This window comes from Agarivorans sp. QJM3NY_25 (genome assembly GCF_050870875.2).
In the GTDB taxonomy this organism is placed as follows: domain Bacteria; phylum Pseudomonadota; class Gammaproteobacteria; order Enterobacterales; family Celerinatantimonadaceae; genus Agarivorans.
This window is the reverse complement of sequence record NZ_CP194041.2, coordinates 62,074-86,748: the sequence shown is the minus strand read 5'-3', so window position 1 is coordinate 86,748 and position 24,675 is coordinate 62,074. Positions and strand designations below refer to the sequence as shown.

At 45.5% G+C, this 24,675-nt stretch carries 22 protein-coding genes and 1 pseudogene; 11 read left to right on the top strand and 12 right to left on the bottom strand.

Annotated elements, in window-relative coordinates; translation table 11 throughout:
* Positions 1 to 131 precede the first annotated feature (131 nt).
* Genes ACRRSW_RS00380 through ubiE form a run of 7 tightly spaced genes read right to left on the bottom strand, consistent with a single transcriptional unit; the run spans position 132 to position 5,328 of the window.
* A complete protein-coding gene (locus tag ACRRSW_RS00380) occupies positions 132 to 941 on the bottom strand; it encodes a TatD family hydrolase (protein WP_432455182.1) in 810 nt (269 codons plus the stop codon).
* The gene (tatC, locus tag ACRRSW_RS00375) at positions 919 to 1,665 is read right to left on the bottom strand and encodes a twin-arginine translocase subunit TatC (RefSeq protein WP_432455183.1); all 747 of its coding nucleotides are present in this window, start codon (positions 1,663 to 1,665) and stop codon (positions 919 to 921) included. The genes ACRRSW_RS00380 and tatC overlap by 23 nt, the downstream gene beginning before the upstream one ends.
* A gap of 3 nt (positions 1,666 to 1,668) precedes the next feature.
* Positions 1,669 to 2,049, bottom strand: coding sequence for a Sec-independent protein translocase protein TatB (gene tatB, locus ACRRSW_RS00370; RefSeq protein WP_432460585.1), 381 nt, complete (start codon positions 2,047 to 2,049; stop codon positions 1,669 to 1,671).
* 2 nt (positions 2,050 to 2,051) lie between these two features.
* On the bottom strand, positions 2,052 to 2,297 hold the full coding sequence (tatA, locus tag ACRRSW_RS00365; RefSeq protein WP_432460584.1) for a Sec-independent protein translocase subunit TatA: 246 nt from the start codon (positions 2,295 to 2,297) through the stop codon (positions 2,052 to 2,054).
* Between the two features lie 44 nt (positions 2,298 to 2,341).
* Positions 2,342 to 3,970, bottom strand: coding sequence for a ubiquinone biosynthesis regulatory protein kinase UbiB (ubiB, locus tag ACRRSW_RS00360; protein ID WP_432460583.1), 1,629 nt, complete (start codon positions 3,968 to 3,970; stop codon positions 2,342 to 2,344).
* The gene (locus ACRRSW_RS00355; RefSeq protein WP_432460582.1) at positions 3,967 to 4,566 is read right to left on the bottom strand and encodes a ubiquinone biosynthesis accessory factor UbiJ; all 600 of its coding nucleotides are present in this window, start codon (positions 4,564 to 4,566) and stop codon (positions 3,967 to 3,969) included. The genes ubiB and ACRRSW_RS00355 overlap by 4 nt, the downstream gene beginning before the upstream one ends.
* 9 nt (positions 4,567 to 4,575) lie before the next feature.
* Positions 4,576 to 5,328, bottom strand: coding sequence for a bifunctional demethylmenaquinone methyltransferase/2-methoxy-6-polyprenyl-1,4-benzoquinol methylase UbiE (gene ubiE, locus ACRRSW_RS00350; RefSeq protein ID WP_432460581.1), 753 nt, complete (start codon positions 5,326 to 5,328; stop codon positions 4,576 to 4,578).
* Positions 5,329 to 5,815: 487 nt separating this feature from the next.
* On the opposite strand from ubiE, the gene ACRRSW_RS00345 reads away from it, so the two are divergent.
* The 3 genes from ACRRSW_RS00345 (at position 5,816) to ACRRSW_RS00335 (ending at position 9,304) form a co-directional block, all read left to right on the top strand.
* Entirely contained in the window at positions 5,816 to 6,181 is a 366-nt protein-coding gene (locus tag ACRRSW_RS00345) for a hypothetical protein (protein ID WP_432460580.1), read from the top strand.
* Positions 6,182 to 7,326: 1,145 nt separating this feature from the next.
* Complete coding sequence (locus tag ACRRSW_RS00340; protein ID WP_432452595.1) at positions 7,327 to 8,427, top strand: ISAs1 family transposase; 1,101 nt, start codon at positions 7,327 to 7,329, stop codon at positions 8,425 to 8,427.
* A 202-nt stretch (positions 8,428 to 8,629) separates the two neighbouring features.
* A complete protein-coding gene (locus tag ACRRSW_RS00335; protein ID WP_432460579.1) occupies positions 8,630 to 9,304 on the top strand; it encodes an ankyrin repeat domain-containing protein in 675 nt (224 codons plus the stop codon).
* 177 nt (positions 9,305 to 9,481) lie between these two features.
* On the opposite strand, the gene ACRRSW_RS00330 is transcribed toward ACRRSW_RS00335, so the two are convergent.
* Positions 9,482 to 10,018 (bottom strand): hypothetical protein, encoded by a 537-nt coding sequence (locus tag ACRRSW_RS00330; protein WP_432460578.1) that lies wholly within the window; start codon positions 10,016 to 10,018, stop codon positions 9,482 to 9,484.
* An 8-nt stretch (positions 10,019 to 10,026) separates the two neighbouring features.
* The gene (locus tag ACRRSW_RS00325; RefSeq protein WP_432460577.1) at positions 10,027 to 10,914 is read right to left on the bottom strand and encodes a hypothetical protein; all 888 of its coding nucleotides are present in this window, start codon (positions 10,912 to 10,914) and stop codon (positions 10,027 to 10,029) included.
* 158 nt (positions 10,915 to 11,072) lie between these two features.
* Here ACRRSW_RS00325 and ACRRSW_RS00320 point away from each other — a divergent pair.
* The 3 genes and pseudogenes from ACRRSW_RS00320 (at position 11,073) to ACRRSW_RS00310 (ending at position 14,359) form a co-directional block, all read left to right on the top strand.
* Positions 11,073 to 12,023, top strand: a pseudogene (locus ACRRSW_RS00320) (transposase).
* Between the two features lie 800 nt (positions 12,024 to 12,823).
* On the top strand, positions 12,824 to 13,330 hold the full coding sequence (locus ACRRSW_RS00315) for a hypothetical protein (protein WP_432460576.1): 507 nt from the start codon (positions 12,824 to 12,826) through the stop codon (positions 13,328 to 13,330).
* Positions 13,331 to 13,759: 429 nt separating this feature from the next.
* Positions 13,760 to 14,359: a hypothetical protein gene (locus ACRRSW_RS00310; RefSeq protein ID WP_432455194.1), complete on the top strand. Its 600-nt coding sequence runs from the start codon at positions 13,760 to 13,762 to the stop codon at positions 14,357 to 14,359.
* A gap of 107 nt (positions 14,360 to 14,466) precedes the next feature.
* Here the strand turns inward: ACRRSW_RS00310 and ACRRSW_RS00305 are convergent, their stop codons facing one another.
* Together ACRRSW_RS00305 and ACRRSW_RS00300 are read right to left on the bottom strand one after the other, a co-directional pair.
* The gene (locus ACRRSW_RS00305) at positions 14,467 to 15,399 is read right to left on the bottom strand and encodes a ketopantoate reductase family protein (RefSeq protein WP_432460575.1); all 933 of its coding nucleotides are present in this window, start codon (positions 15,397 to 15,399) and stop codon (positions 14,467 to 14,469) included.
* Positions 15,400 to 15,782: 383 nt separating this feature from the next.
* The gene (locus tag ACRRSW_RS00300) at positions 15,783 to 16,034 is read right to left on the bottom strand and encodes a hypothetical protein (protein ID WP_432455196.1); all 252 of its coding nucleotides are present in this window, start codon (positions 16,032 to 16,034) and stop codon (positions 15,783 to 15,785) included.
* Positions 16,035 to 16,551: 517 nt separating this feature from the next.
* Between ACRRSW_RS00300 and ACRRSW_RS00295 the strand changes: the two genes are divergently transcribed.
* Positions 16,552 to 17,484 carry an AEC family transporter gene (locus tag ACRRSW_RS00295; RefSeq protein WP_432455197.1) on the top strand — a complete coding sequence of 311 codons (933 nt, stop codon included), beginning with the start codon at positions 16,552 to 16,554 and terminating at the stop codon, positions 17,482 to 17,484.
* A gap of 124 nt (positions 17,485 to 17,608) precedes the next feature.
* On the opposite strand, the gene ACRRSW_RS00290 is transcribed toward ACRRSW_RS00295, so the two are convergent.
* Complete coding sequence (locus ACRRSW_RS00290) at positions 17,609 to 17,893, bottom strand: hypothetical protein (RefSeq protein WP_432455198.1); 285 nt, start codon at positions 17,891 to 17,893, stop codon at positions 17,609 to 17,611.
* Positions 17,894 to 18,745: 852 nt separating this feature from the next.
* On the opposite strand from ACRRSW_RS00290, the gene ACRRSW_RS00285 reads away from it, so the two are divergent.
* The 4 genes from ACRRSW_RS00285 to acnD all read left to right on the top strand — a co-directional run bounded on the left by ACRRSW_RS00285 (position 18,746) and on the right by acnD (position 24,669).
* Positions 18,746 to 19,501 (top strand): GntR family transcriptional regulator, encoded by a 756-nt coding sequence (locus tag ACRRSW_RS00285; RefSeq protein WP_432455199.1) that lies wholly within the window; start codon positions 18,746 to 18,748, stop codon positions 19,499 to 19,501.
* Complete coding sequence (gene prpB, locus ACRRSW_RS00280; RefSeq protein ID WP_432460574.1) at positions 19,498 to 20,373, top strand: methylisocitrate lyase; 876 nt, start codon at positions 19,498 to 19,500, stop codon at positions 20,371 to 20,373. The genes ACRRSW_RS00285 and prpB overlap by 4 nt, the downstream gene beginning before the upstream one ends.
* 457 nt (positions 20,374 to 20,830) lie before the next feature.
* Positions 20,831 to 21,955 carry a bifunctional 2-methylcitrate synthase/citrate synthase gene (prpC, locus tag ACRRSW_RS00275; RefSeq protein ID WP_432460573.1) on the top strand — a complete coding sequence of 375 codons (1,125 nt, stop codon included), beginning with the start codon at positions 20,831 to 20,833 and terminating at the stop codon, positions 21,953 to 21,955.
* A gap of 119 nt (positions 21,956 to 22,074) precedes the next feature.
* On the top strand, positions 22,075 to 24,669 hold the full coding sequence (gene acnD, locus ACRRSW_RS00270; protein WP_432460572.1) for a Fe/S-dependent 2-methylisocitrate dehydratase AcnD: 2,595 nt from the start codon (positions 22,075 to 22,077) through the stop codon (positions 24,667 to 24,669).
* The last annotated feature ends 6 nt before the right edge of the window (positions 24,670 to 24,675 follow it).

Here is a 24,675-nt window from a genome sequence, read left to right as displayed (position 1 = left end):
TATAGACATATCATCTAAGGATTGGCGTGTTCCATTCACAATTGCAAGCAAGATGCACACCTAGATGTTCACTCAACGGAAATCTACTAGCTCAGTATTAACTTAGATCAACTTATTAAGAAAAGATAAACTTAAAATGAAAAAAGACGGCGAGCGTTTTGCTGCACTTGTTGCTGCAACTCGACCAACGACTCGCCTCGCAATTGCGCGACTCGCTGGTAGATATGTGGCAAATAACAAGGTTCGTTGCGGCGACTCTTGGGTTTGGGTTTTAAATCGCGAGGTAACAAATAAGGCGCATCCGTTTCCAACAACAGTCTATTGATTGGAATTTCTTTCACCCGCTGTTGCAAATCGAGACCACGGCGCTCATCGCACACCCAGCCGGTAATCCCAATATACAAATCCAGATCCAGACAGGCTTTTAGGGCCGCTTGATCGCTGGTAAAACAATGTAATACAGCGCCGGGCAGATGGTCGCGCCAAGGCTTAAGGATATCGATGAAGCGCTGATGCGCATCCCGCTCATGCATCACCACAGGCAGCTTAAGTTCTGCTGCAAGGGCTAATTGCGCCTCAAAAATAGCCTCTTGCTGGGGACGTGGTGAAAAATCACGATTAAAGTCTAAACCACACTCGCCCACCGCTAAAACCTGTGTTTGGGTAAACAGCGGTTTGAGAGTGGCGATATCGGTAGGACTTACCGACTTTGCATGGTGCGGATGCACGCCAGCGGTGGCATAACATACGCCCGGCCACTGTTGGGCTAAATCACTCACTTGCTGGCTTTCGGCCAAATCGCTGGCCAGCAGTAACATGCCACTCACACCCGCAGCCTGCGCCCGTTGTAGCACTTGTTCACGATCTTTATCAAACTGTGAGCTGGTAAGGTTCAGCGCAATATCAAACATCACCAAGCTAATCCGTCGCCTGTTCGGCATCGTCATCTTTGCGCACATAAAAACGCGCAAAGAACAGACCGACCTCAAACAATAGCCACATCGGCAAGGCCAATAGAGTTTGTGAGATCACATCGGGAGGGGTTAACAACATGCCCACCACAAAGGCTCCCACAATCACATAGGGGCGCTTGGCTCGCAATTGCGCAGGAGAGGTTGCCCCCGACCAACACAGCAACAAGGTTGCAATCGGAATTTCGAAGGCTAAACCAAAAGCAAAAAACAGCTTCAATACAAAATCGAGATAGTTAGAAATATCGGTGGCAATGGTCACCCCTTCGGGGGCAACTGCAGTAAAAAAGCTGAAGGCAAGCGGGAACACCACAAAATAAGCAAAGGCAACACCCGCATAAAATAACAAGGCCGAACCAAACACCAAAGGCACCAACAAACGGCGCTCATGTTGGTACAGACCGGGCGCAATAAACCCCCAGGCCTGAGCTAATAAATAAGGCATGGCCAAAAAAGCCGAGGTGACTAAGGTCAGCTTAATCGGCGTGAAAAATGGTGCCGCCACATCGGTAGCGATCATACTCGCATTTTCTGGTAATACGGCGAGCAAGGGCTGTGCGACAGCAGCGTAAATATCGTTGGCAAAATACACCAAGCCGAGAAAAATGATTAAGCAGGCGAATACACCACGCAATAGGCGATTACGTAACTCAATTAAATGCTCGATCAAGGGTTGTGCGGGGGCATCGCTCATAGCTTACTTATTGTCTTCTTGGCTAATGTCAGAATCGGATGGCACAGCTTGATTTGCAGCTTCAGCAGGCTGCGGGCTACCAACCGTCTTCTTTTGATAGGGGCGAGAAACTGACTCGGCACGCGCTTTTAGAGTCTCTACCGATGCTTGTAAATCACCATTAAGAGACTCTAAACCATTTTGTTCGGCCTGCTTCAGGTTTTGGTGCAACTCGTCTAACTCTAGTTCTTGTTTCAGTTCGGTGCTCACCGACGATACCGCCTGCTTCACCGAGCGCACCACAGATAACACGCTACGGATCGCTCCCGGCAAACGTTCTGGCCCCAACACCAACAGCCCTAATACCGAGATCAAGACTAACTCCCAAAAACCAATATCAAACATGCTTAACCTTGTTGGTCTTTGTCTTTGCTTGCTTGTTCTGCGGCTTGCTTATGCTGCGCAAGCTGTTCTGGGGTGGCTTTGTCGGTGGCATGATCACTAGGCTTGCTTTCATCTTCGCGCATCGCATTTTTAAAGCCCTTTACTGCCGAGCCCAAATCACCGCCCATGTTACGTAGCTTCTTGGTGCCGAATAACAACACCACAATTACAGCAACAATTAACAATTGCCAAATACTAATACCGCCCATTTAGTGATCCTCTTTCATCTTTTGTCGAGCCAAAGGCCCAGTATCTACTTCAATTGTTGCCAACAGATTAAACCCGCTAATCCGCTAGTCACCGCCAAGGCCAAGGCCAGCGCAGGTAAACTTGGATATATCACCGCCGCCGAAATTAAGCTTGCCGCTGCGGCTAAAGCCAAAGCCAAACTTCGTTGGCGTTGCTTCTGCTGCTGTAAATAACGTTCGGTAAAACGTTGAAACTTAAGCTGCTGCTGTTTCGCCAGTTGCAAGTTATCATAAACTAACTCCGGTAAATGCGGCAGTGTTTCCAGCCAATAAGGCGCCTTTTCTTTAATTGCAGAGAAGACCGCCTCGGGCCCCACCTGCTTACGCATCCAACGCTCTAAAAATGGTTTAGCAGTCGCCCATAAATCCAATTCGGGGTAGAGCTGACGCCCTAAGCCTTCTATATAGAGTAAGGTTTTTTGCAGTAATACTAATTGCGGCTGCACTTCCATATTAAAACGGCGCGCCGTATTAAACAGATTCAGCAGTACATGACCAAATGAGATCTCTGACAGCGGCTTGGCGAAAATAGGCTCACATACGGTACGGATCGCCGCTTCGAATTCTTCCACCTTAGTGTCGGAAGGCACCCAACCAGAATCAATATGCAGTTGTGCGACCTTACGATAATCACGATTAAAGAAAGCCAAAAAGTTTTCCGCTAAATAACGCTGGTCTTCTTTATTGAGGGTACCCACGATACCGCAATCAATGCCAATATACTGGGGATCTTCAGGATGCTCTCGAGACACAAAAATATTGCCCGGATGCATGTCGGCATGGAAAAAACTATCGCGAAATACCTGAGTAAAGAAGACTTCTACGCCTCGTTCGGCCAACAGTTTCATGTTGGTGCCCTGCGCTTCTAGTTCACCAATGTTCGCCACTGGGATCCCGTAGATCCGCTCCATCACCAACAAGGTTTTACTACAGTAGTCGCTATAAACCTCGGGAACATACAGCTCTTTAGCACCGCTAAAATTACGCCGTAGTTGGATCGCATTAGACGCTTCACGCGCTAAATCGAGCTCATCTACAATGGTCTTGCGATATTCTTCAACCACCTCTTTAGGGCGTAAGCGACGACCATCACTAAAGAAACGCGCAAATAAGCTAGCAACTCGCTGCATTAAAGCGATATCAGACAGAATGGTCGCTTCAATCCCCGGACGGATCACCTTCAACACCACATCGGCGCCATTCTCTTTTAAACGGGCAGTATGCACTTGAGCAATCGAGGCAGAGGCTAAGGCTTGCAAGTCAAAATCATCAAACAGATCCTCGACCGGCTGTCCCAGCGCCAATTCGACCTGTTGTTTGGCCAATTCGCCACTAAACGGCGAGACCTTATCCTGTAATAGCGCCAATTCATCGGCAATATCTGGCGGAAATAAGTCGCGCCGAGTGGACATCATCTGGCCAAATTTAATAAATACCGGGCCTAAGTCTTCCATCGCCATGCGAATACGCGCACCGGGCGCGCTTTGCTGGTGTTGATTACGCCACCAAAAAACCAAGCTGCGCAACAAGCGTAAGGGCCAAGGCCAAAAACGTTTCGGCAATAATTGGTCTATACCGTAATGGCACAGGGTGCGATTAATCTGCCGAAAACGCGCAAACTCTTTGGGGGTCATTGACTCAAATCCTGTATCCGAAGACTCAAGGTATCCACATCTTTAACCAGTAGCTGTAGTTGCTGTTGCCACGCTTGATATTCCAATTGACCCACCACTAAACCCCATTCTTCACTGGCTAACTCAGTTAGTTTTGTAGGGGCTTTATTGAACAGCGTGTTCAATGCTTGAGCCAACAAACGACTCTTGGACACGATTTGATAAGCGGCAACATCACCGATCCGCTGCGACAACTTTTCTTCAAAATCAGGGTCGAGTTGCAGGAACAAGTCGGCAAAATGTTGCGCCAGCTTAATATCACCTTCCAGTTGCAGCTTGTCTTGCTTAATCAAGCTGGGAATTCGCTCCGCCTGTTTTAATTCCATCAAGGTCAACAGCGACATGCTCAAGCTGCAATCCGGCTTGCCTTGATATTCATGAAGTACGTCGAGTTGCTGCTTGCTCACCACAAAATAAAAATTTGGCAATGGCCTAACTTGAATCGCCAGAACTTTGCCCGACAAATGACTGCGACGCTCGGCGCTGGCCTCATCAAGTGCCAACACTTGATTGCTTAAGACTTCAACACCGGCAGTAATCAGAGAAGATAGCGGCATAAGGGCCTCTTAAAATTTGTAAGCTCGGTGTAAGGCAACCACACCGCCAGTTAAATTGTAGTATTCGACGCCCTCAAGCCCAGCATCTTGCATCATCCCTTTTAAGGTTTCTTGATCGGGGTGCATTCGGATCGACTCGGCCAAATATTGATAGCTCTCGGCGTCATTAACAATCAATTTGCCCATCTTCGGTAATAAGTGAAAAGAATAAGCATCGTAAACTTTACTCAGCGCTTTCATTTCTGGTTTAGAAAACTCTAACACTAGCAAACGACCGCCGGGTTTGAGCACTCGAAACATCGATCGTAGCGCCGCATCTTTATCGGTCACATTACGCAAACCGAAGCTAATGGTAATCAAATCGAAGCAGTTATCGGGGAAAGGCAGCGCCTCGGCATTAGCTTGCACATACCGTACATTACCCACAATGCCTTTGTCGCGCAGCTTACTTCGGCCCATTTTCAACATCGATTCATTGATGTCTGCCAGCACCACTTCACCGCCATCACCTACGATACGTGAAAACTTGGCAGTAAGATCACCAGTACCTCCCGCTAAATCTAACACCTTTTGTCCAGGACGTGCGCCACTACAATCAATGGTAAAACGCTTCCATAAGCGGTGAATGCCACCCGACATTAAATCATTCATCACATCATATTTAGCGGCAACTGAATGAAATACCTCGGCAACCATGCCTACTTTCTCTTCGCGGTTTACCGTTTTATAACCAAAATCGATGGTTTCCTGCTCAACGCTCATCTTTACTTCCTGATAATGCCAACTGCCGCTAGTGTACTGTAGCCAACCCAATGCTCCAAGGCTTGTACATGCCAAGCTTTGGCTTTTTTGGCAAAAGCGGGTCTTTTCGAAAAAATAGCCAGAACCGAATTCTCAGTTCTGCATTCCCCTCTCAGCCGGTCTCAATTCATTGAGTGCGCAGATACTCCCACTCATTCAATGACCAAAATCACAATGTCATAGCAGTGACGATGGCTTAACACTTTTTAAATGATTAGAATTATCAACTCATTAACGCCAAACTTTTAGTGTTTGAACGTATATCTGAATCGTGCTTTTTTACGCCAGCCTGAGAGCTACGTCATTACAGTGGGATTCGCTTAGGCAAGGATGTTACTGCCGCTGTGATTTTTATTATGGGTGTTCATACTCCACTGTTCATATACGGCTCTGAGGTAACGGAAGGCATTCGCGGTAGGCGTAAAGGGGGGGCGAAAGCTAAATTAAAGTGACTCTGACCCTTTTTATTACTGAAGGCAAACTATTTGAGAAAGGAATTGCATGCTATGAGAACGCTCTTAAAATAGCGCCTGATTTCACCGACGTGTGGACAATTCTTATTTCAACGTACGCAGATTCTAATCAACATACCGAGGCAATCGACACATTTGAGCAGTTCTGGAATGAATATGAACTGCCAGATAAAGGCAACTATTTGTGGAGTGCAGTATTTGTCGTTGAACAATCATACATTGAAGAAGGGAAGCAAAAGCAGCTCTACCAAACTTATTCTCAGATAATACGCTCAGGTATCGAAGATGAAGAATTACAAGCTCGCTTTTTAAAACTAAAGGAAAGTATGGCAAAAGAATAATTTAAATGGACGGGGTACTCGACCCTCTATGGCACCGCGACGTTGTACGATAGCAAAATAAATAGTTACTCATTTGAGCAAGAAATGAGTTTAACGCCAATTCGCTTAAAAGTTTCATTTGACGCAAATGTATATATGGAAATCCTAAATGAATAAAAATACTAACAATAGTATCTCAATCGTGTGGCCTATTACTCTAGTAGGCCTGCCAACCTCTGCATTGATAATAATTATAACTTCGATATTATTCGGTACTATTGAGGAAGGAGAAAATATATTTTTCATAGTGATGAGCAGTGCATTTCTATTTGTGGTTTTTTCTTTTTTCAATGTTGCGTTTTCTATATTCACTATAGGGAGGTTTTGGAATGCACTGCCAAACAGAAAAAAAGTGAAATACTCGATAATCGTTCTTGTTGTAAATATAATTAGCGCATACCCAATATCTTCCCTGTGGAAAAAAAGCAACGTAAACATATATTCATTAAAAAACAAAAAAAGCCTTAGCCTATTAGCTTTATTTTTTTATTTTCTTATTTCCACATGTTTTATGCTTTCTTCATTTTTAAGTAGTGTTGAGTATGGCGTTGTTTCCTAAATTAACCTGTAAAAGAAATAGAAAAAGAAATAGAAAAAGAAATAGGACACCCACGAAATAAAGAGATAGGACACCCAAGTCTTTTTGGCAGCTCCCAACAACACTTCTAGGCTTTAAATGCACTCAAAGCCTTTTAGAGGTGCGGTGATGACTCGAGCACGTGAACAGCAAATTTGTTTAGACCAACAGAAGAAATAGCAGAAGAAATAGGACACCCAAGTCTTTTTGACATTAGGTGGTGGACTCGCATCGGTTCAAGCTTTAAGTACGGGAGCTAGTGCAATTACGTTTAACGCAGCTGGAATATCTGAAGGTACGATAACTAGATATAGATTGGATAGGCGTAACACTGAAAATATAGAAGCTTACTACAACAAAGGAGAAGGATTGCATATTCTGCAGAGGGAAACATCACAGCCAGAGGCTATAGGAAATATGGTAGAGTTGTCTCCAGTAGACTTTAATGGTCGTCCAGTTTACAGGGCGGGATCGCACTTTGTTAACAGATATGATCTAATACCTCTAAACCCTAAGCTACATAGTTATTTTGAACATAATTGAACATTTATCAGTCGTCGAGGATACTCGATCTGACATCAATCAAAAGCATGACCTTATTGACGTGATTTTCCTTGTTATCAGTGCTATCGCATCAGGATGTGAAGGCTGGCAAGACATTGAATATTATGGTGAAGAGAAGTTGGGCTGGCTGAGGAAATATAGACCATTTGAACACGGGATCCCAAGACGACACACGATTGCACGCATTTTGCGTTCTGTTGTCGCGGAGTCTTTGCTTGAGGCATTAGCTCTGTGGATTAACGAGCAGCGAACGAGTCAAAACAGAGCCATCATCGCATTTGACGGAAAAGTACTGCGTGGCTCGTACCGAAATAACAAGAAAACAGCATTACAATTGGTTACAGCCTATGATACTGAACGTGGTCTCGTTCTGAGTCAGAAACCGACAGCGAACAAGAACGGCGAGATTAGCGTTGTGCGCCAAATGCTTGATGTTATTAACGTAAAAGGCAGTGTTGTCACCGTTGATGCTCTACATTGTCAGCGCGATACACTAGAGAAAATCGCAGAAAAGAAGGCTCATGTTGTCGTTCAAGTAAAAAACAACCAACCAAAGTTGAGAGCGGCTGTTGTTGAGCAGTTTCAAGCCGTCTTTGATGCTGGTAAAGAGAAGGTCGTCACTGAAATTAAAGAAAAACACCATGGTCGTAGCGAAGAGCGATACGTCTTTCAACTAAAGGCCAAGTTGCCCGAAGAGTTAGCAAAGAAATGGCCAACGGTAAGAAGCATCATAGCAGTGGAACGTCACCGCGTGATAAATGGGAAAGGCACTGTAGATACCTCGTATTACATAAGCTCAATGTCACCGAATCACAAATTGTTAGGCCACTATATTCGTCAGCATTGGCGAATTGAAAACAGCCAGCATTACGTATTAGATGTTGTTTTTAAAGAGGATAACTCTCGCATTACTTTAGACGGAGCGGTGGAAAACATAGCTCTATTTAGACGTTTTGTGATGAACATGCTCAAACAATGCGATTGTGGAGCGCCAAGTCACAAAGTGAAGTTGAAGAAAGCGGGATGGAGCGACGATTATCGGGCACGAGTCTTCTTTGGGTTATAAATCCATCAAAGTATGCTCCCGCCCTAGTCCAGTCTACGCACAAAGTCTAGGTCCAATAGAACGACATTCGATGGGCTTAACAGCGCTTGCTTTGGCGCATTCATATCAATAGGGATCAGGAATGTGTAGATATGTACATCGTTTAGTATGTTTATTTTTGTATTGTGCTTTGATAAGTAGTTGCAGTGAGAAGAATAACGAAATGAAACTATCAGAAACATTTTCAGCGGAAACCGCCAAGTTTATCGAAGCGGTCGTAGAAAAGAATTTTGACAAAGCTAACGAGCAGCTGCTTAAGGGAGCAAATATTAACGAGATAGGGCTTAACGGAATCACTCCGTTGCTATGGGTTTATACTGACTCAAATGATGCGCATAAGCTAATAGAGTATATGCTACTCAACGGAGCAAACCCAAGTTACCGAGATGAACAAGGTTTCTCTGCATTGTATTTAGCTACCGGCGGAGATCGTAAAGAGATCCTTGAAGTGCTATTGAAATATGGTGGAGACCCTAATTTGGAAGCGCCAGAAAAATTGGGCGGAGCATTTAGAAGAACTATGTTAATGGTGGCTATTTCTAATTTTAGAGAAGAGTATTTTGACCTGTTATTGGATCATGGTGCAGATGTAAATTGGAATACAGAGGGCAATAAAGGTTCGCTAAATGTAATTCAATCAACAATTAATGTCGGGCGGTTTGATTGGACTTTATTTTTCCTTAAAAAAGGATTCAAGGGGAATTTACAAGAGGTTGCAGTGTCAGCTTACGTAATAAAGGTATCCGATGACATGAAACCTTATAAACAAGACGTTTTTAATTATTTAGAAACTAAAGGCGTTAATATACAGGAAGCTATAAATAATAGATTTAATTAGTGTAGTGGCACACTAGATTTGGCCACCAGAAATAATAATAGGATGAAAAAAAACTGAAAAAAAGGAAACAGTTCAAAAAGAAAGGACATCCAAGTCTTTTTGTTAGCTAAATTAAAGTGACTCTGCCCCTTTTATTCCTCGCTTCTTAGCGAGTATATTGTACTACTAATTTTGTCTCTACTCTCTATCTGCAAGCAGTTTGGCTATTTGGGCAGGTTCGTCTGGGTAGCCATATTGAGCTAATTTGTCGACTTCTGGATCGTTACAAAGGCTAAAGTCCTTTACCCATGCGTCGATGGTTGCTGAACCCATTAATAATGTGAAAGGGGGACAGGCTTGGTAGCCATGTTGCTCAGCAATTTTTTCGATACGGGATTTTTCTATAGATTGACCTGGGAAAATGAAAAGAAAGCCGATGACTGCAGCTACTGCAAAGACCTTTGTCGAAAGGTGTTTTGGGCCTAAACTCAAGTCAAACCGCTTTAAACAGATATATTGCCAGAACATAAATAGTCCAGCCGATAGTAGACCAAACGAAGCTCCAATCAGTCCAAAATATCCGGAGTCTAAATAGATCACTTTATAATCGTTATGGAGCTGAATTCCTAAATATCCAAGCGTTTTATAGCTTACTAAAATGAAGCCTGATAGTAGGCATAACGTGAAGCAAGCCAGTGAAGTTACTATTGCCTTTTGGGGAGAGAGTTTAACCATAGTACTTCCTAAAAAAATCGATATGTAGATTGGTTCATACTCGAAATGGCCCTCATTGTATCAACTCTCTTATTCAGCCCTTCAATTTCGTTTTTAGCTGAAATTTCGACAGACTGATTTAAACTAGCGACTATTGTTTCTTTTAGTTTTAGTTGATCCTCTGCGATACCTAATGCGGTTTGGATTATAAAGGCTATGCTAAAGCCTATCGCTAAAGGTATTACTACAACACTTGTTGCGCCAAATGCAGAAGCCACTAAGAAGCCTATACATGCTGCAATTGAAGCTTTTACGATATCTGAAGTAATATCTACCACCCAATTGGTCATCAAGTAGTCTTTTTTAAGTACTAACTCCAGAGTATGGTGTGATACTGAAAACACAACTGTGATTATTACACCACCACTAGCGGATGCTTTGAGCCCTTGTTGACCAATTCCGAGCTTAAGCATCTTAGTGTTTGTAGAGAGGTATCTAGTTCCTTTAATTACTGTCCTTAGCTTGTGATTACCTTTAAAACTAATGTAGCTTTTAGTGCCATTTTGAGTTATTTCGTATTTACCCAAAATACTCCCGCCACGCTGCATGTCTAGTGCTAGCGCTCCCATAGCTTTTACGTCTAAGGCTTGGCTAGCAAATTGGTTAGTGAGGCTAGCGGTATTTAGAACTAACTTTTGAGCGAGCTCCGATAAGCCTAGATCTTCCAATTTCTGACTAATCGCTGTTTGCTCAAGTCCTTGGTTTTGCTGTTTGGCTAACCATAGTGAGAAAAACTGCGGCCCATGCAGTACATAAAGGTCCACTTCTTTCATTTCTGAGGCGTTAAGTTTGCTTAAGCAAGCATCACGTTTGGCTTTGTTTCGTTGGGACAAGCATTGAAATTGATTGTGAGCCACTGCAAATATCTCCTTTAGTTGCAGGACAAGATAATAAACATGAATAATGACAAAGTAAACAATAAGGTGGCAAACAAGGTAACTAGACAGCCACACCAACTAGCCACACCCCGATAATAATCTAAACTACCAATAGTGGTTTTTGGGGCGTTAGTGCCATGCCTCGGTCAAGACAGTCGCAAGTGAGCTTGTCAGATACACCTTACTATCATTGTGTTTCCCGTTGTGTGCGACGGGCTTTTTTGTGCGGCGAAGACAAGGTAAGTGGTAAAAGCTATGAGCACCGCCGCCAGTGGGTCGAGGATAATCTACTCAAATTAGCGTCGGTGTTCGCGATTGATGTTTGTGCTTATGCCGTCATGAGTAATCATACCCACCTCGTGCTACATGTTAATCCGCAACAAGCAGAAGCTTGGTCAATGGATGAAGTCTTAGAACGCTGGCATAGCTTGCATCAGGGCACCTTACTGACTCAGGTGTATCTCAACCTTGAGTTACGTCCGCAGTTAAGTGAGGTGCAATTGCAGGCCGTTCGCGCTACCGCTGCAGTGTACCGAACTCGCCTCTTCGATTTAAGCTGATTTATGCGCCATTTGAATGAACACATTGCTCGAGCTGCCAATAAAGAAGACCAATGTACCGGGCGTTTTTGGGAAGGCCGTTTTAAATCCCAAGCGCTTTTAGATGAAGCAGCCCTAGCGGCTTGTATGGCTTATGTCGATTTAAACCCAATTCGCTCAAACATGGCGAGCACGCCTGAAACCTCAGCGCATACCAGTATTAAACAGCGCATTCAGCAAGCCAAACAAGGGCAACAGCCCAAACCTCTGATGCCCTTTGTCGGCAACCCCAGAGAAACCATGCCCAAAGGTTTGCCCTTTGAGCTCCAAGATTATCTGCAACTGGTGGAGCTCATCGGCCGCGTTATCAGAGAAGATAAACGTGGGTATATCGATGAAGAAAGCTGGTTAGCCTTGAGCACGGGTTTAGAGCATCACTTTGCCAGTGTGGTGGGCGCCGGTCACGCACTAGAGTGCTACAAGCGCCAGCACAATCAGCAGCGAATTAAAGGTATGGGAGCAGCCAAACGCTGGCTGGATGTTGGCTAAGTAATTTATGGTCTGATTTTTTGTCGACCGAGTAGGTATTTAGCATATCTCGAATCGCTGTGTTTGCTGTTTGGCTTCTTGCGGCTTTTCGTCGTAACACCTTTACCAATATTGCAATTTTCGACATCACGCTGCTTTTTATGTGAATGAGAAGTGATATTCATCGTATGATGTTGGCTGTTCAATCCTTAAGATGGCTGTCTCGAATGACTTTATAAGATTTAAAATTTCCTATTCCGCATCAAGACACGAGGCAAGTAAAAATGAGTGATAAAACGAACGGAGAAGTCTCTATAGCATGGCCTATAACGCTTCTAGGATTTCCAATTTCTATTGTGGCCTTTATTTTAATCCAGTTAATTTTTGGAAATATTGAAGAAGGACGTTACATATACCTTACGGTCATGGGTAGCGCTTTTTTGTTTTGTGTTTTTTCCGCTTTTAATATTATTTTTTCTGTATATACAATCTATACATTTTGGAAGAATATAAATAAACCTAAAAAGATAAAAGGTATAACAATGTGTTTCATAGGGACCTCTTTTAGTGCATATTTAATATCTAAGTTATGGATGAAATCAAGTGTCAATATATACTCCCTAAAAAATAAAAATAAACTCTCACTAATAGCCTTTAGCCTTTACTCTTTGATTTTAATGTGCGTTATATTCTCTTATTTCTTGACAAACTTAAGATATCCGTAAAAAGATAGAAACAAAAAAAGGACACCCAAGTCTTTTTGACAATCCCAAACAGCACTTCTAGACTTTAAATACACTCAAAGCCTTAGAGGTGCGGTGATGACTCGAGCTCGCGAACAGCAAATTTGTTTAGACAGTACGCCCTACTACCACTGCATCTGCCGCTGTGTGCGCAGAGCGTTTTTGTGTGGCGAAGACCGAGCAAGTGGTGCTAATTTTAACCACCGAAAACAATGGATAGTTGACAAATTTACTAAAAGAAGAGTAGAAGGAAAATTAAAAGAGGCTACCGGTCAAGTGTTAATTAAGGCTCATAAATTTGATTGTAGTAACCAAGTTACCTCTCAGAGTAATTTAAACTTACAAGAAGGCTCAAGAGTACAAGTATCAAATGCGAACACTAATCAACTAGAACGACAAAATGTTACTCCAGACATAGACGATATGTCAGCGATAGCGATAGCAATATCAAACAACTTTAATCCTTCTATTATCGAACAACATTTTATTATTATTGCAGACTCAGATTTAGGTATAAATGGAGCGATAGATTATTCAGCAATATTAGCCAAAGCTCGAACTGTAAGAAATATCAAAAATCGTTAAACGAAAAATCACAGCATTTTTTAGTTATAACAACGTACACTTATTTAAAGAAATCCAAGTAGAGCCGAAGAACTAGAGCCTTTAACCACCAGCCATTTGAAGTTGCGGGTGATTATTTCTAACCACTATCATTTAGTATTACGGATTAACCAAAATCAAGCCCAGATAAATAATAAAGTAGCCATCCCAACTAACGATCATGCATTGGTCGTCTAAATTATCATAAGAGGGGGCCGAAAGGTTCAAGATTATTTAGGCTATGACGTCATCACCAAATGTTACAGATTAGCAATAAATGTAAAAAACAAGCTCAATTAACGTTGCGCGCATATTTTATCAAGGTTCAATCTGACAATTATGTTACTTAGTGTTTATTAAATAATACAACTGTGAGAACATACCATTTTTATTAAATGGACTTTTGTTATTATGAAAAAATCAGCTTTTTATTGTGCCTTGCTTTTATTAACTGTAATGAGTTCTAGTGCCAGTGCAACCATTATTAATATCAGTGGTAGAACTAATGCCTCTTTAGCGGGCAGTAACGCGCTTAACGTGTCACTGGAACCTGGTGACTATCAATTGTCTTTTGTTCAAGACGTTTATACTGCTTTTAACCGATTCGGTTCGGTGAGAGCTTGTGATGGCTTGGGAGAAAACTGTGTTAGAGGCTGGGAAAATACAGTGGGTTATATTATTGATGATATAACTTATTGGTATGGCGAAAGTCAAGGGATCGCGGGTCTTGGGCCAATTAATCCTGGTGATGGCTATTATTCCTCAGCTGTCTATTCTCTCGCTAAATCAAGCGGTTTGTTTGCAAATTTTCACTTAGATTCGGTTACCAATGTTGGTTTTTATATTCCAGATAGTAATATTGGTGATAATATCGGCGGTGTGTCACTAGAGCTTAATTCAGTACCTGAGCCTGCTACATGGCTAACCTTGATATTGATTCTAGTAGGTTTGACTTTATCTCACTCTCGTAAAAAAACTAACTCTTCACCTGAGATGGCCGTTATTGTTTAAATATCTTAAACATTCAGACAGCCATTCCAATTGACGGTTTCTACAATCGTCTAAATATGATCCGGGTGCGTCCATGCCGATTTAGGGCAGGACGCATCGCGATTAGATTATGCCGAATGCTTTGTCTGATTCACCAACTGCAATAGCGCATAAATTGAATCAATATGCGGCGTTGCGACCTTCACTCGACGCGCCGCTTTGACTGTACTGCCCAAAATAGATTCCACCTCCATTTCACGGCCAGCCTCATAATCGAGTAGCATCGACGGTTTATATGGACACATTTTAAGGGTTCTATCTATATTTTGCTGAAGCACTGCATAATCAAACTCGGCACCAACGGCCTTTGCGACGTGGTAGACCTCTTCCATGATGTCAGTCACCAGTTGAGCGGTTTGTGGATTCGCCATAATCTGCTGGGTATTGGCCCCCCCAGCAAGCACTGAAAGTGGATTGTAAGGCGCATTCCACACCAGTTTCATCCATCTTGCCTGCTGGACATGAGCAGAGACCTCACATTGCACCCCTGCACGATTGAACATACGACCAAGCCGTTCTGCGCGTTCGCTCCTGCCTTGCGGGTAACGGCCTATCACCAAGTGACCATAATCTTGATGGTCAATCACACCCGGTTCAACACGCTGCACACAGATAAAACACAGGCCACTGATAATCTCTGCCTTTGGAAAAGCCTGCTGCACCGGCTCTTCGATCTCAACGCCGTTCTGCAATAAAACGATAGTGGTGCTTTCCGACACCACATCTTTAAGCAGTTCTCGGGTATCAATACCCGGCAGCACCTTGGTCGCCACAATCACATAATCAGCTATCCCCTGATAATCTCTAGGATGCTTCAAAATTTGACTCGGCTTAAAGGAAAAGTCCCCTTGATGACTTTGAATGGCATACTCGCCCTTGTGGCTCAGGCCGTCATAATCGGAACGAACCACCACAGACACCTCTGCCCCAGCCTGTGCCAAACGCGCGCCATAATAGGCACCAATCGCACCTGCCCCTATCACCAAAACTTTCGTCGACATAATCATTCCTTTCACCGCAAAAATATAACGCAGAGATCTCAAACAAGCTCAAGATGACAAATTCACAGTGACCCGAAAAATGCGAGCAACAAGAGATCCCTTATTTCCCTAGCTAAAGATATTAATCGACTTGCGAAATCATCTTTATTAAGCCCAATAACTTGAAATCGTTTGAGTATTATTAAACACAAAATACACAAAACAAATGGGTAAAACCATTGCAGTAGTAAATGTTTCTGCCTTTCTCTTGGGTAATATTATTAGATAAAATAGACCCAAGCGGCTTCAAACGACTTAAAAATGAGCGAGGTCTGGCTAAGTCTCATTTGATTGAATTACGTCCCTGTTATGCCCGCTACCGCAACACTATAGTTTGCCTTCACTTACAACGCCTGAATCACAGCCTCTGCCAACGCTTTCGCCGAAGCGGGGTTCTGACCGGTAATCAAACGCCCATCTACCACCACTTTATTTTCAAACATTGGTGATTTTTCAAATATAGCCCCAGTCTGTTTTAAAGCGGTTTCCAATTCAAAAGGTACGATCTTATCGTAATCCCGAGAGCTTTCTTCTTCTGGCGTGAACCCAGTTACATGACGACCTTTGATCAAGCTTTCGCCATTGCTTAACTTCACATTGATGAGTCCGGCCGGACCATGACAAACCGCGCTAACAATGTCTTTTTTTTTGGTACATGGTGCACACAATATCAATGAGCTCTGGGTTATTCACAAAATCCCACATTGGACCGTGCCCCACCCGCCAACCAGCAATATCACCGTATAGATGGACTGTTTCTTTATTTTTCAATAGCGGCAAAAAATCAGCCCAAACTAAGTGCATTCGTAGACATCTGCGCACAAATATTAGACCTTTAGCCATATTCAGAGAATTTTGGCGTTGAAAAATTTGCGGGAGCACCACTAACAACTCAATTTGACAACCAAGCGAGCTGACGACGATGATTGAATCATCCCGGCTCGCAGGAGGCTCGCTGCAAAGCCTCTAACCATAAAGCCTTGAATACAGCACCGTTAGGCTGTTATCCCGATTGCTGTCACCTCACTATTTGTATGATTTTTTAATCAAGTCCTTTACAATGGTGTTTTGCTAGCCGATTCAGGTCTAAGTGACTTTCAAGGACGAGTTTTAATGGAAGCTGTATTAAGCATTACTGCGCCTATTTTCTTCTTAATTTTCTTAGGTTATTTGGGAGTCCGCTTCCAAGTTCTCCCGCAAGACACCCTGCCCGGTTTAAGCCGTTTTGTGGTGTACTTTGCCTTACCTGCACTAGTCTTCACCAAACTATTAAGTATGGATTTAGCCGAAGTGGTTAACCTCGATTACATGCTAATCTACACCCTAGGTGGCTTATTCGCCTTAGTGTTTACCATTTTGTTGAGTCGCTTGGTATTTAAAGATTCCTGGGAAGCCTCTGGGGTAAGAGGTTTAGGTGCCGCCTTACCCAATAGTGCCTTTATTGGTTTTCCGGTGATCTTACAAATGTTTGAACACCCACCGGCACAAGCCTTCGCCATGAGTGTGATGGTGGAGAACATCGTGTTGATGCCAGCTGCCTTAATTTTCCTGGAAACCATGATGGGAAAACGCCAAGGGAATAAAGGCAGTGTATTTGTCCCTGTCGTGAAACGGATCAGCTCCAATCCAATTATTATCTCAGTATTTTTGGGACTGCTCTGCTCTTCGCTGGGCCTAAAAATGCCAGCCTTCATTAGCTATGGTTTAGGCATGCTATCTCAAGGAGCGGCCTGCGTGGCCCTGGTGGTAATTGGCGGCTCACTTTGCGGGGTATCCATCAAATGTAATATTGGCCAAATGTCTTTGGTAGCAATGGTGAAATTGCTGATTTTTCCAATGGTGGTATCGGGCTTGGTATTATTGTTTCCCGATCTGTCCAGCGATTTGAAAACCTCGGTAATTATCTTTGCCGCTGTTCCCATGTTTAGTATTTATCCAATTATTGGCGGCGAATATGGTGAACGCAGCTTTTGCGCCAGTACCTTGTTGGTGACCACCATTTTATCCTTTGTGAGTTTGAGCGTATGGCTCCACTTTTTAGTGTAATCCCCACCTTTGTATCACACAAAACCCTGCAATAAGCAGGGTTTTTTATTTTAGCGATTGCTTAACTTGGCTCATCATTGAAGATAAAGACCACCAATCTGCGCTCCCCTTCGGGAGCGCAGATTCACGTTCGAATTTTCAACGGTCTCTGTCGAATACGCCAAGCCTTGAGGTTTACTCGACGCTTTGCTCGCTCGCGGCGCTCTGGGCGTTCCACTTGATCGAGCTTAGTGCGGAATCGGCCATCAGCATCAGCACCAATATCTTTGGCAATATGTATATTCAAGCCTTCGACTCGCCAGCGTTGTTGACGCTGAGCCTTAAGCCATTGTTGGGTTTCCAAATGACGCTGGTAACGTATTAAGCTTTCTACGATGAAAGTAAGTAAACGAATTTTTAGTGACATCATGTCGCATTCTCCATTAAAGAGGGCGAAGTGATACAGCTAATATAGGGGTATTAATGATGATCCCTCACTGCAACACTTCGCAGCTCGGGTAAAATTGGGATGGGTCTCAATCTTAGCTAACTGCGTAGGCCTTTAGTAACACGCATCGTTTATTCATATTGAAAAAACGAGCTTGCGAAACGTTAGCCATTAGTCGTACGGAATGATGTGTAACACATGATAAATGTTTCATATTTCCCCTCGACTTATGCAGTAAATGATTGAAAACGTAAGATAACCGTTGAACGCTCAAATATCAAGCACCAACACCAATAAAATGACTTTTTTTATCATTGATTTTGAGTGAATAAAAATAATCCCTTCCATTCACATTGAAGGATCGTTCTCTCTCCCGTCGCACATGGTTTTTTTGATATTCATCGCCAACAAAATGATCGCTTGGTACGCTTAGTCGATCACGAGAATAAAACCTGTGAACTCAGAATTGTGCGCAATGTTTATTTTTCCAATCGGCGTTTTGCAGGCCCGTGAGGCCATCGGGTGAAGCTTCATTCGGCACGATTTAAACAACGAAGTCGCTGAGATAACTGTTTACTAGCCATGACAACTGGCAACGACTGCAGTCAAAATCCATCAAAATCATGCAGCCCAAATACCGAATCAACATTGAACAAATCCAACATTGTCGACAATAAACCATCTAGCCCAATCATTGTAAACAAAACAGACTATTAAGCGGTGAAAACTCGTCTAAAACTAAAGTATAAGACAAGATTGTCGACAATCCCTTGATCGTAGCTCACTATTTACACTACACTGTGCAACATCTAAACAACACAGACGTAACAACAGATGTCCGAACTAAGCCACCTAAAAGAGCAGAGTGATAAACAAAACCTGCTGTCGCAGAATCTCAGCGACACGCTAATCGAAGCCATCGTGAGTGGCCAAATTGCTCAAGGCGAGAAGATTTCAGAGCCCGAACTGGCTCGCCACTACGGGGTTAGTCGTGGCCCTTTGCGCGAAGCCATCTTAAAACTACAAGGCATGGGGCTGCTTGAGCGGATCCCCCATGTCGGTGCGAGAGTGGTGCAACTCAGTCCGCAACAACTCGTCGACATTTACTCGGTACGTGAGGCGCTGGAAGGCATGGCCTGCCGCCTCGCGGCAAGCCAATTGTCGACAGAACAACTGGCCGAGTTAAAATCATTACTAGAACACCATCAAGATTATCTACAGCAACACCAAGGCAAAGCTTATTTCGAACAACAGGGCGATTTCGACTTTCACTATCTCATTATTAAAGGCAGCGCCAATCAGCGTTTAGTCAACTTGCTCTGTGATGAACTTTACCACCTGTTGCGCATGTACCGTTACCAGGCCAGCAAACAAGTTTCGCGCCCCGAGCGCGCGCTCAAAGAACACTGGGCCATTTGGCAAGCGCTGGCCGATCGCGATGGCGAGTTAGCCGAAATGCTGATGCGCCGTCATATCGCACGCGCTCGTAAAGCCATTGAACAACAAAGTTTATTTGGATCCGACCAAAGCCCAGAGGCTTTAATGCCCACGGCCACATCCCCTCACGTATTACCAGGAGTGAACTCATGAAACTCTCAGCAGGAGCCCGTTTTCGGCATGCCGTCAGTAGCAATCAGCCGCTACAAATTGTTGGCACCATCAATCCCTACTGCGCAATGATGGCGCAACGCGAAGGCCATCAAGCCATCTATTTATCTGGAGGAGGCATCGCCAATGCTTCCTATGGATTGCCCGATCTTGGCATCACCACCATGAACGATGTGCTGGAAGACGTTCGCCGGATCACTGCCGCCTGTGACTTACCTTTGCTGGTCGACATCGATGTCGGTTTTGGCGGCGCCTTTAATATTGCCCGTACCATTAAAGAAATGATCCGCGGCGAAGCCGCCGCGGTACACATGGAAGACCAAGTGGCACAAAAGCGTTGTGGTCACCGCCCCAACAAGGCGATTGTCTCCACTCAGGAAATGGTTGATCGAATTAAAGCCGCGGTAGATGCCCGCCAAGATCCCGAGTTTGTGGTAATGGCTCGTACCGACGCCCTGCAAATAGAAGGGATGGGCGGTGCCATTGAGCGAGCCTGCCAATATGTAGAAGCCGGCGCGGATATGATTTTCCCCGAAGCGATGCTCACCCTGGAGCAATATCAGCAATTTTCCAAAGCGGTCAAAGTACCGGTATTAGCCAATATTACTGAGTTTGGCCAAACCCCCTTATTTAGCGGTGAAGAACTGGCTGCTGTCGGCGTCGATATGGTGCTCTACCCTCTGTCGGCATTTCGGGCCATGAACCAAGCGGCAGTCGATGTATATCGCGCCCTGCGGGATGACGGCCACCAGCGTAACGTGGTCGATAGCATGCAAACCCGCGCCGAGTTATACGATTATCTGGGCTATCACGCCTACGAACAAAAGTTAGACCAGCTGTTTAAACAAGATTAAGTCGCGCGGCAAAGAATACAAACGCAGCGCCTGCAACAGACTGGAAACCCAAAGCACCACATCACGTAGCGCTAAGCGTGATGAGAAACAACAAGGACCTGAACTAGCGAGTGAAACAAAGATTTGACCGTTAGCTCTACAACATAAAGAAATCAAGGAGAACATCATGGTTCAGAAGGCCATCAGAGGCGCCGGCTTACGCGGTCAAAGCGCTGGCGAAACCAAACTATCTAGGTGAGCGGACCAAAGCCTCGCCACTTAGCCAAGCAGAATAGAACAAAGCATGCACTGGCGAGTCAAACCAAGATTTGACCGCTGCGCCAGCAACAGACAGGAAACCCAAAGCACCACATCACGCAGCGCTACGCGTGATGAGAAACAACAATGACCTGAACTAGCGAGTGAAACAAAGATTTGACCGTTAGCCCTACAACATCAAGAAATGAAGGAGAACATCATGGTTCAGAAAGCCATCGGAGGCGCCGGCTTACGCGGTCAAAGTGCCGGCGAAACCAAACTATGTACCGTGGGTCAAAGCGGTTCGGGGCTCACCTATTGCGGTTACGACATTCGCGAACTAGCCGAGCAAGCCAGCTTCGAAGAGGTCGCCTACTTGTTGTTCAATGGTGAGTTGCCCAATCGCGAACAATTAGCGGCCTATCACGACAGCTTACATAACTTGCGTGAACTCCCGGATGCACTCAAAGCGGTGTTAGAACTGATCCCAGCAAACGCCCACCCGATGGATGTGATGCGTACTGGCGTGTCGATGTTAGGCAATCTGGAAACCGAAGCCAGCTTCGAACAACAGCAACACCACGCCAACCGCTTACTCGCCACCTTGCCCGGCATTATTTGTTATTGGTATCACTTTAGCCAACATGGCCAGCGGATTTCCACCCAAAGCTCGGCCAAGTCGATTGCTGGACATTTTCTGGAATTGTTACACGGTAAACCCGCCGATCCTTTACATGAACAGGTCATGCAATGCTCACTGGTGGTGTATGCCGAGCATGAGTTTAATGCTTCAACTTTTACCGGCCGGGTGATTGCTTCAACCCTCTCAGACATTCACTCCGCAGTCGCCGGAGCGATTGGCGCGCTGCGTGGCCCCTTGCATGGCGGAGCCAACGAAGCCGCCATGGCAATGATCGAACATTGGACCAGCCCCGAGCAGGCCGAAACCGAAATTATGGCGATGCTGGCGCGCAAGGACAAAATCATGGGTTTTGGTCATGCCGTCTACCGCACCAACGATCCACGCAATGCGCTAATCAAAGCCTGGTCGAAAAAACTCAGTGAAAACAGCACAGAACAGCATTTATTTGCAGTCTCGGAGCGAGTAGAACAAGTAATGTGGCGAGAAAAAGAATTATTCTGTAACGCCGACTTCTTCCATGCCAGTGCCTATCACTTTATGGGGATCCCAACGGCCTTGTTTACCCCGATTTTTGTTTGTTCGCGGGTCAGCGGTTGGGCGGCGCATATTATGGAACAACGGGCTAATAACCGCATTATTCGACCGAGTGCCGACTATACTGGTAGCGGCCCACGCAGTTATTTGCCCATAGACCAACGTTAAATCGCACGAATAAATTGGGCTGAGCAAACACCAGCAACTCAGCCCTGTCAGCTTATTTTTAGTCACAGTAGCGGATCCGGTCTCTCCTTAGTTACGACCGAGCATCCATGGATGAGTATATGAATAGTAAATACCGTAAAGCCTTGCCGAACAGCCAACTCGATTACTTTGATACCCGTGCTGCGGTAGAAGCCATCTCAGCCGGCGCTTATGCCAGGCTGCCCTATACTTCGCGGGTACTGGCCGAAAATCTGGTACGCCGCTGCCCACCGCAGCAACTAACGGCCGCCTTAGGACAGATCATCGAAAACAAGCGCGAACTTGACTTCCCATGGTTCCCTGCGCGAGTGGTTTGTCATGACATTCTTGGCCAGACCGCCTTGGTTGATTTAGCCGGCCTGCGTGATGCCATCGCCGCGAAAGGGGGCGATCCGGCCAAGGTGAACCCGGTGGTGCCAACTCAACTGATCGTTGACCATTCGCTGGCGGTGGAACATGCCGGTTTCGATCCACAGGCCTTTACCAAAAACCGCGCCATTGAAGATCGCCGTAACGAAGATCGTTTTCACTTTATCAATTGGTGTAAAAGCGCCTTTGAAAATGTCGATGTGATCCCGCCCGGCAACGGCATCATGCATCAAATCAATCTCGAAAAAATGTCACCGGTGATCCAAACTCGAGATGGTGTGGCATTTCCCGATACGCTCGTTGGCACCGACAGCCACACCCCACATGTGGATGCTTTAGGGGTGATCGCTGTGGGCGTAGGCGGGCTGGAAGCCGAAAGTGTGATGCTCGGTCGCGCCTCCTATATGCGACTGCCAGATATCATTGGTGTGGAACTGAGTGGCCTACGCCAGCCGGGAATTACCGCTACCGACATCGTATTGGCCATCACCGAATTTTTGCGCGAGCAAAAAGTGGTTTCAAGTTTTCTGGAATTTTACGGCGAAGGTGCAAGTCAGCTGACTTTAGGCGATCGAGCGACCATCTCCAACATGACGCCAGAGTTTGGTGCAAGCGCCGCGATGTTCTATATCGACGACAAAACCATCGACTATCTGCGACTCACCGGACGGGAAGAATCACAGATTAGACTGGTGGAAAACTATGCCAAAACCACTGGCTTGTGGGCCGATACCCTCCGTCAGGCCGAATACCAACGCGTACTGCATTTCGACCTCTCCAGCGTGGGACGAAACATTGCCGGGCCATCCAACCCGCATCGCCGCGTTCCCACTCGCGAATTGGCGAGCCGCGGAATTGCCTCTCCGGTACCTCAGCAAGCGGGGTTAATGCCCGATGGCGCCTGCATTATCGCCGCCATTACCAGCTGCACCAATACCAGTAATCCACGCAATGTAATTGCTGCTGGGCTACTTGCCCGCAACGCCAACCAACGCGGCTTAAGCCGCAAGCCTTGGGTAAAAACCTCGCTGGCTCCGGGCTCCAAGGCAGTGCAACTGTATTTGGAAGAGGCCAAGTTATTACCCGAACTCGAACAACTGGGCTTTGGCATTGTTGGCTTTGCCTGCACCACCTGTAATGGCATGAGCGGCGCTTTGGATCCCGCGGTTCAAAAAGAAGTGATTGAACGAGAGCTGTATACCACCGCCGTGTTGTCGGGCAACCGCAACTTCGACGGACGGATCCATCCCTATGCCAAGCAGGCCTTTTTAGCCTCTCCGCCCTTGGTGGTGGCCTACGCCATTGCCGGCAGCATCCGTTTCGATATTGAAAAAGATGCCTTAGGGCACGATGCTCAAGGTAAACCGATCACCCTTAAAGACATTTGGCCCAGTGATGAAGAGATTGATGCGGTGATCGCTCAAAGCGTCAAACCCGAGCAATTTCGCCAGATTTATCAACCAATGTTCGATATGAAGGTAGATTATGGCAATCACACTTCGCCGCTCTACGAGTGGCGTGCACAAAGCACCTATATTCGTCGCCCTCCCTACTGGGAAGGAGCTTTGGCGGGCAAACGCAGGATGCAGGGAATGCGCCCTTTGGCGGTATTAGGCGACAACATCACCACCGATCACCTATCGCCTTCCAATGCGATTATGCTGGACAGTGCAGCCGGTGCTTATTTGGCCAAGATGGGCCTGCCCGAGCAAGATTTTAACTCCTATGCCACCCATCGCGGCGATCACCTCACCGCTCAGCGAGCCACCTTCGCCAACCCCAAGCTATTTAATGAAATGGTCAAACAAAACGGTCAGGTTCAGCAAGGCTCGCTGACCCGCTTAGAGCCCGAAGGAAACGTGATGCGAATGTGGGAAGCCATCGAAATTTACATGCAACGGAAGCAGCCGCTGATTATTATTGCCGGTGCCGACTATGGTCAGGGGTCGTCACGCGACTGGGCCGCCAAAGGCGTGCGCTTAGCTGGGGTGGAAGTGATTGTAGCCGAAGGCTTCGAGCGGATTCACCGTACTAACTTAGTCGGGATGGGCGTATTACCACTACAGTTCACTACCGGCAATAACCGTCATAGTTACCGCATCGACGGCAGCGAAAGCTTCGATGTACTCGGTGAGCCCAGCGCTGGCGCAACACTCACCCTGATGATTACCCGCAGTAACGGCGAGCACATCGATTTACCCGTGTTATGCCGTTTAGATACCGCCGAGGAAGTTTCGGTGTATCAAGCGGGCGGTATATTACAGCGTTTTGCCGACGATTTTCTCGAAAGCTCGACTCAGCATTAAGGAGCC

Coding starts and splice junctions, on each gene's coding strand:
- ACRRSW_RS00310 (WP_432455194.1), top strand. CDS start 13,760: ATGAAAAAATCAGCTTTTTATTGTGCCTTGCTTTTATTAACTGTAATG.
- ACRRSW_RS00355 (WP_432460582.1), bottom strand. CDS start 4,566: ATGCCGCTATCTTCTCTGATTACTGCCGGTGTTGAAGTCTTAAGCAAT.
- ACRRSW_RS00295 (WP_432455197.1), top strand. CDS start 16,552: ATGGAAGCTGTATTAAGCATTACTGCGCCTATTTTCTTCTTAATTTTC.
- ubiE (WP_432460581.1), bottom strand. CDS start 5,328: ATGAGCGTTGAGCAGGAAACCATCGATTTTGGTTATAAAACGGTAAAC.
- tatA (WP_432460584.1), bottom strand. CDS start 2,297: ATGGGCGGTATTAGTATTTGGCAATTGTTAATTGTTGCTGTAATTGTG.
- tatC (WP_432455183.1), bottom strand. CDS start 1,665: ATGAGCGATGCCCCCGCACAACCCTTGATCGAGCATTTAATTGAGTTA.
- ACRRSW_RS00290 (WP_432455198.1), bottom strand. CDS start 17,893: ATGATGTCACTAAAAATTCGTTTACTTACTTTCATCGTAGAAAGCTTA.
- prpC (WP_432460573.1), top strand. CDS start 20,831: ATGGTTCAGAAAGCCATCGGAGGCGCCGGCTTACGCGGTCAAAGTGCC.
- acnD (WP_432460572.1), top strand. CDS start 22,075: ATGAATAGTAAATACCGTAAAGCCTTGCCGAACAGCCAACTCGATTAC.
- ACRRSW_RS00285 (WP_432455199.1), top strand. CDS start 18,746: ATGTCCGAACTAAGCCACCTAAAAGAGCAGAGTGATAAACAAAACCTG.
- ACRRSW_RS00315 (WP_432460576.1), top strand. CDS start 12,824: ATGACTCGAGCTCGCGAACAGCAAATTTGTTTAGACAGTACGCCCTAC.
- prpB (WP_432460574.1), top strand. CDS start 19,498: ATGAAACTCTCAGCAGGAGCCCGTTTTCGGCATGCCGTCAGTAGCAAT.
- ACRRSW_RS00335 (WP_432460579.1), top strand. CDS start 8,630: ATGAAACTATCAGAAACATTTTCAGCGGAAACCGCCAAGTTTATCGAA.
- ACRRSW_RS00380 (WP_432455182.1), bottom strand. CDS start 941: ATGCCGAACAGGCGACGGATTAGCTTGGTGATGTTTGATATTGCGCTG.
- tatB (WP_432460585.1), bottom strand. CDS start 2,049: ATGTTTGATATTGGTTTTTGGGAGTTAGTCTTGATCTCGGTATTAGGG.
- ubiB (WP_432460583.1), bottom strand. CDS start 3,970: ATGACCCCCAAAGAGTTTGCGCGTTTTCGGCAGATTAATCGCACCCTG.
- ACRRSW_RS00330 (WP_432460578.1), bottom strand. CDS start 10,018: ATGGTTAAACTCTCTCCCCAAAAGGCAATAGTAACTTCACTGGCTTGC.
- ACRRSW_RS00305 (WP_432460575.1), bottom strand. CDS start 15,399: ATGTCGACGAAAGTTTTGGTGATAGGGGCAGGTGCGATTGGTGCCTAT.